Annotated in this window: 4 protein-coding genes; 3 read left to right on the top strand and 1 reads right to left on the bottom strand. The window is 37.2% G+C overall.

Annotation, left to right across the window (positions count from 1 at the left end; genetic code table 11):
- Nucleotides 1–369 precede the first annotated feature (369 nt).
- Nucleotides 370–1,614 carry a tetratricopeptide repeat protein gene (locus ACOVQ4_RS19825; protein WP_421822339.1) on the top strand — a complete coding sequence of 415 codons (1,245 nt, stop codon included), beginning with the start codon at nucleotides 370–372 and terminating at the stop codon, nucleotides 1,612–1,614.
- A 74-nt stretch (nucleotides 1,615–1,688) separates the two neighbouring features.
- On the opposite strand, the gene ACOVQ4_RS19820 is transcribed toward ACOVQ4_RS19825, so the two are convergent.
- Entirely contained in the window at nucleotides 1,689–2,534 is an 846-nt protein-coding gene (locus ACOVQ4_RS19820) for a lysophospholipid acyltransferase family protein (protein WP_421822338.1), read from the bottom strand.
- Between the two features lie 205 nt (nucleotides 2,535–2,739).
- On the opposite strand from ACOVQ4_RS19820, the gene ACOVQ4_RS19815 reads away from it, so the two are divergent.
- Together ACOVQ4_RS19815 and ACOVQ4_RS19810 are read left to right on the top strand one after the other, a co-directional pair.
- Nucleotides 2,740–3,348: a WbqC family protein gene (locus ACOVQ4_RS19815; protein ID WP_421822337.1), complete on the top strand. Its 609-nt coding sequence runs from the start codon at nucleotides 2,740–2,742 to the stop codon at nucleotides 3,346–3,348.
- Between the two features lie 95 nt (nucleotides 3,349–3,443).
- Nucleotides 3,444–5,990, top strand: a complete 2,547-nt coding sequence (locus ACOVQ4_RS19810; protein WP_421822340.1) for an ATP-dependent Clp protease ATP-binding subunit — start codon at nucleotides 3,444–3,446, stop codon at nucleotides 5,988–5,990.
- The last annotated feature ends 215 nt before the right edge of the window (nucleotides 5,991–6,205 follow it).

Below are 6,205 nucleotides of genomic sequence, written 5' to 3'. Positions count from 1 at the left end.
CAATCTTAAATTTTATTTTGCCCACTAACTTAGGTTAATGGGCAAAGTAAGATCTAATTTTCCTGTTTTAGGCACAAGGCAAAGCGTGTTAAAATGTTTTTTAATAACCACAGCCATACTTTTTACAAAGCCCACTGCCGAAAGCCGATACCTGAAAGCCGAAAGTACAATCTTAAATTTTGAGCTTTTGGCTTTCAGCCTTTAGTATTCGTCAAATAGATATTTACCGTTACTAAAAAAACACTCTTTGCCTTATGCCTGTTGCCTTGTCACTAAATTCGTAAAACTATTTGTTTAGTTGTGTAATTAAAAATTTAGTTATAAATTCGAAGGGTAAATTTCATAAACCTTCTTACCCTTCGAATTACTATGAAGAAACTCCTATTACTCCCTCTTTTTATTCTTCTATGTCATACCTTGACTGTTGGTCAAAGTGGACAAAACTCTTGGCAAGATTTGATTGCTAAAGGACAATATGCTAAGGCTATTCAGTTGTTATCGGCAAAAGAAGATACCCTTTCTCAAAATAATGTAATGACCTTGGCTTTTTGTCATCAAAAACTGGGTCACCTTCCGCAAGCCAAAAAGTACTATTTGCAGTTACTTGAAAAAAATCCCAAATCTCAAGAACTATTGATGAGCTTGGCTGGCATAGCAGACCGAGAAGCCAATATTCCTCAAGCGCTAGGCTATTACCAAAAGCTTGTATCGCTCGATACTACCAATCATTTCTATCTGAAAGAAGTGGCAAGAAATCTTGTAAAACAAAGAAAAAATGAAGAAGGAATAGCTTTGCTTGAAAAGGCCGTCAAATTAGATTCTTCTGATATTGATGCTTTGGCAGATATTTCTAATCTTTTACTGAATGAAACCCAAGAAAGTAAAGCGATTAATTACATAAAAAAAGGAATGGAATTGGATAGTAATTCTATTAAAATGAGACAATTGCGTGCTAGGTATGCTTATCGAAATTTTGATTATGAACAAGTACGAAAAGATTTGAAGTACACCCTTTCCAAAGGTGATTCTTCCGTTTTGTATCAGCGATTATTGGCAACTTCCTATTTTTATTTGGATAGTTTAGCGCAGTCTATCTTTCTTTTTAATCGATTGATAGAAAGGGGAGAAGATAACGAACTCGTTCGTGCGGGTTTGGGATATGCTTTGATTGCTACGACAGACCAAAATTTGATAATGAAAGGCACCAACAATATGTTTGCTGCAATTAAGCTTGGAACTTCAGAAAAGATTTCAGATTATCGTCTTGCCATAGCTGATGCGCAAGTACGATTGAAGGAATACAACTGGGCCGCAAAAGAATATAAGCATATTATTGACACCTATCAACGTCCAAAGGCCATATTTAAACTAGCAGAACTTTATGAAAAGCATTTAAAAGATGCTGAATTAAGTAAAATCTATTACCAAGAATATGCTAGAACTTGTCAGTTGGAAAAGAGTAAGAAGAATATAGATTGTTCCAATCTAAATGTTGCTTTACAAAAACTCAATCTTGCGCCAGTCCCCAAAATTTATGCACAAGATGTAAAAGGAATTAAAGCTGATTCATTAAGAATAGATACTTCTGATGCATTGCAAGTGGAGGATCATTAAAAAAAGGCATCAGGCAAAAGGGGATAGGCAATAGTTTTATTGTTCATTTCCCTCTTTGCCTGGTGCCTTACCCCTTATTTACTTCTTTTGTGCTTAAACCTCCTATGCGACCAGAGCCAATCTGCTGGGTTTTCTTGAATAGATTTTTCCAAAGTTCTTGCATATATCTCTGTGATTTCGCCCATCTGATATTGATTATATGGGCGTTCCACCAGCAAGGAGTAATTGATGACATATTTCCCACGACGTTTTCTTACTAATTCTCCATAAAGAATAGGATAATTAAAACTACGAGCCATTTTTTCTGTCCCTAAGAAGAAATCAGTTTCTTGATGTAAAAAAGTAGTCCAATAAGCCAAATCTGGAGTTTCGGCAGCTTGGTCAGAGATAATCCCCACAATACGAGCTTGCCCTTTCTTTTTCACCATTTCCCGAAAAGTTTGTTTCATCGGAATAGGCGTAATATCAAAACGAGAACGAATGGTATACATCAACTTATCAAAAAACGGACTTGAAAGCGGTTTGTAAATCACATCGATAAGCACACCAGTCTGCGTAGTTCGAGGAGGGATAAGTTCCCAACAATTCAGATGACTAGACATAATCAGCATCACTTCATTATTACGTAAGCATTCATCAATCACCTCTTGTCCATTTATCTCCACCATTTTCTCTAAGTCATTTACCGAAATTGTGAGTAATTTTAGGGACTCAACAATCACATCACATAAGTTATGATAAAAATCTTTCGCTAATTTTTGATGTTCTTGAGCAGTTTTTTCAGGAAACGAGTTTTTTAAATTCATTAAAACTACTTTTTTCCTGTACTTAATAACATAAAAAGTCAGGAAAAAAAGAAAATCTGAAAAACCGTACAAAAGTGGCATAGGAAGCCAAGAAAGCATTCTAAAAAAAAACATATAAGAGATTTGATAAAAATCAGATTACTACTGAATTATGGTAGCGTAATTATTTTGGATAATACTCGAAATATTGAATATTTTAGAAACATAAATTCCAAATAAACATTGGTAAATTCTGCGAAAAAAGATTTTTTACGTTAAAAAATCGGCAAAAAGTTGCTTAATATTTGAAAAATTACCCCAAATTCATTATTTTAGATAAATGATTATTGATTTACATTATCTGCCAAGCCTTGAATATTTTGCTTGCATTTTACAGCACGAAACTATTCGGATAGAGGCTTATGAGTATTACGAAAAGCAAAGTTACCGAAATCGTTGTAAAATACTTGCTTCAAATAAAATAGATGTTCTGTCGGTTCCTGTTCAAAATGGCAACTCAAAAATTATCGTGAAGGACATCAAGGTCGAGTATCATCAAGATTGGGTACGTCGTCATTGGGGAGCTATTTATTCAGCTTATGGCAAAGCACCATTTTTTGAATACTATGCAGACTATTTTGCAAAAATATTTGAAAAGAAACCTGACTTTTTGTTCGATTTGAATATGGAGTTGCTGACAATTTGTCTCAAACTTTTAAAAGTCGAAAAAAAGATTATATTTACAGAAGAATACGAAAAAGTAGCTCAAAACGATTACAGAGGGCAAATACATCCGAAAAGGTCTTACAGCCAAAATAATATTTATGAGCCAGTAATGTATCGGCAAAATTTTGGCAGTGAATTTGAGCCCAATTTATCAATTCTCGACTTATTATTTTGTCAGGGAAATCAAGCCAAAAAGATACTTGAGCAATCGGCTCTCAAATGAACAAACTTGGCGAATTTAATGTTATTAAGGTAGTTTGGAAGTCTCAGTTGTCTTTGCTTTTAAACTATGAACCAGAAAAAACGAAACTCTTTCGCATGGAGGCAAAATTTTCAAACAGAGTAAAGGAGGTAATCTCCCTAGCCCGCGAAGAAGCGATTAGGTTAGGACATGATTATATAGGCACGGAACACCTCGTTTTAGGTATGATTCGTGAAGGCGAAGGAATTGCACTCGAATTAATCAAAAAGTGTGGGGTAAATCTCGACGACCTACGTATCACCATCGAAAAAGCTACTCAAGGAGTGGCTCGCTCTAATTACACCATCAAAAACAAACAGGATATCCCTCTGTCTCGTCAAGCAGAGAAAGTCCTTCGTGTAACTTATTTAGAAGCACGTATATTTAAAACGAATCTTGTTGGAACTGAGCACCTGTTGATGGCGATTCTCAGAGATGAGGACAACTTGGCTCGCCAAATTTTGGAAAAGTTCCAAATTAACTATGATATGATTAAGGACATGGTCGAATATCAATCTAACCCAAATATCAAATCGGGACCGTCTGATACAGATGATAACGATGATGACGCAAGATCGTTTGCGAGTGGCTCGGGCATGGGTAGTGGTGCAACGGCCAATAAAGGAGCTGAGAAATCTAAAACTCCAGTATTGGACAACTTCGGTCGTGACCTTACCAAAATTGCTGAGGCAGGAAAATTAGACCCAATTGTTGGTCGTGAAAAAGAAATCGAACGTGTAGCTCAAATCTTGTCTCGCCGTAAAAAGAATAACCCAATCTTGATTGGTGAGCCAGGGGTAGGTAAAACAGCTATCGCTGAGGGTTTGGCGCTTCGTATCGTTCAGAAAAAAGTATCTCGCGTGCTTTTTGGCAAACGTGTTGTTACGCTTGACTTGGCTTCTTTGGTGGCTGGTACAAAATACCGTGGTCAGTTTGAGGAGCGTATGAAGGCGGTAATGAACGAACTTGAAAAGTCTCCAGATGTAATCTTATTTATCGATGAGCTTCATACAATCGTTGGAGCTGGCGGTGCATCGGGTTCTTTGGATGCTTCAAATATGTTTAAGCCAGCTTTAGCTCGTGGCGATATCCAAGTTATCGGTGCAACTACTTTAGATGAATATCGTCAATATATCGAGAAAGACGGTGCCTTGGCTCGTCGTTTCCAAACTGTAATGGTTGATGCCACTACGGTAGAAGAAACTATCGAAATTTTGAATAACATCAAAGATAAATACGAAGATCACCACCACGTAACCTACACTCCAGAAGCTATTGAGCAGGCAGTGAAGTTGTCAGAACGTTATATTTCTGACCGTTTCTTGCCAGACAAGGCTATTGATGTGTTAGATGAAGTGGGTGCTCGTGTACATATCTCTAATATTACCGTACCTGATGATATTGTGCAGTTGGAAGGAGCTATCGAAAATATCAAGAAGGAGAAAAATGCGGTAGTAAAATCTCAAAAATACGAAGAGGCTGCTCAATTGCGCGACCGCGAAAAACGTTTGTTGGAGCAATTAGACAAAGCAAAACGTGATTGGGAAGAAGATACCAAACGTCGTCGTTATACAGTGGCTGAAGAAAGCGTAGCAGAGGTAATTGCCCAAATGACGGGTATCCCTGTGAGTCGTGTGGCTGCTACTGAAGGTCAGAAATTGTTGAACATGAATGAGGAGTTGAAAGGTAAAGTTATCGGTCAAGACCCAGCGATTGTGAAGTTGGTAAAAGCTATCCAACGTACTCGTGTAGGTTTGAAAGATCCGAAAAAACCAATTGGTTCATTCATTTTCTTAGGGCCTACAGGTGTTGGTAAAACTGAATTAGCGAAAGTCCTAGCTGGATATTTGTTCGATAAAGAAGACGCGCTTATTCGTATCGATATGAGTGAATACATGGAGAAATTCAGCGTATCTCGCCTAATCGGAGCGCCTCCAGGATACGTTGGTTACGAAGAAGGTGGTCAATTGACTGAGAAAATCCGTCGTAAGCCTTATGCTGTTGTATTATTGGATGAAATCGAAAAAGCTCACCCAGATGTATTCAACTTGTTGTTGCAAGTATTGGACGATGGTATCCTAACAGATGGTTTGGGTCGTAGAGTAGACTTCCGTAATACCATCATCATCATGACGTCTAATATTGGTGCTCGTGATTTGAAAGACTTCGGAACAGGTATTGGTTTCTCAACAAAATCTAAAGCAGATAGCTTAGACGAAACAGTAAAAGGAACTATCCAAAATGCTTTGAGAAAAGCATTCTCTCCAGAGTTCTTAAACCGTTTGGATGACGTAATCGTGTTCAATTCTCTTGAACGTGAACACATCCACTCAATTATCGACTTAATGTTGAAAAAATTGTTTACAAGAATTTCAGCATTGGGTTATACGGTGGAATTGACCGAAAAGGCAAAAGATTTCATAGCAGAAAAAGGATACGACCAACAATATGGGGCTCGTCCTTTGAACCGTGCAATCCAGCGTTATTTGGAAGATCCTGTTGCTGAAGAAATCCTAAAAGGTGATTTAGCCGAAGGCGATGTTATCTTGGCTGATTATTCGGGCGAAGGAGATTCTCTAACATTGACTCGTACTTCTGCGGCAGCGCCTGCAACAGAAGAATAAAATAAGTACAAAATTAAAAAGAGAGCTTGGTGAAAACTAAGCTCTCTTTTTTGTTTATGGATGTAGCATAATGGAATAAAACATTAAAAACATAAATCATCCCAATTTTTTAGAATTGAGATTATTCTCCAAGTTTTTATCAAACATGAGTCATCCCTAATTTAGCGATTGAGTGATTGAGCGAATGAGTGATTATGTTAAAATTTAGATTCTCC

It is taken from the genome of Flectobacillus sp. (assembly GCF_049240685.1).
GTDB lineage: Bacteria > Bacteroidota > Bacteroidia > Cytophagales > Spirosomataceae > Flectobacillus.
The sequence above is the reverse complement of the archived record's forward strand: the minus strand, read 5'-3'. Positions and strand labels throughout refer to the sequence as shown.

Excerpts from the sequence above, each read along its gene's own strand:
- ACOVQ4_RS19825 (WP_421822339.1), top strand. The coding sequence starts at position 370 with ATGAAGAAACTCCTATTACTCCCTCTTTTTATTCTTCTATGTCATACC.
- ACOVQ4_RS19820 (WP_421822338.1), bottom strand. The coding sequence starts at position 2,534 with ATGTTTTTTTTTAGAATGCTTTCTTGGCTTCCTATGCCACTTTTGTAC.
- ACOVQ4_RS19815 (WP_421822337.1), top strand. The coding sequence starts at position 2,740 with ATGATTATTGATTTACATTATCTGCCAAGCCTTGAATATTTTGCTTGC.
- ACOVQ4_RS19810 (WP_421822340.1), top strand. The coding sequence starts at position 3,444 with ATGGAGGCAAAATTTTCAAACAGAGTAAAGGAGGTAATCTCCCTAGCC.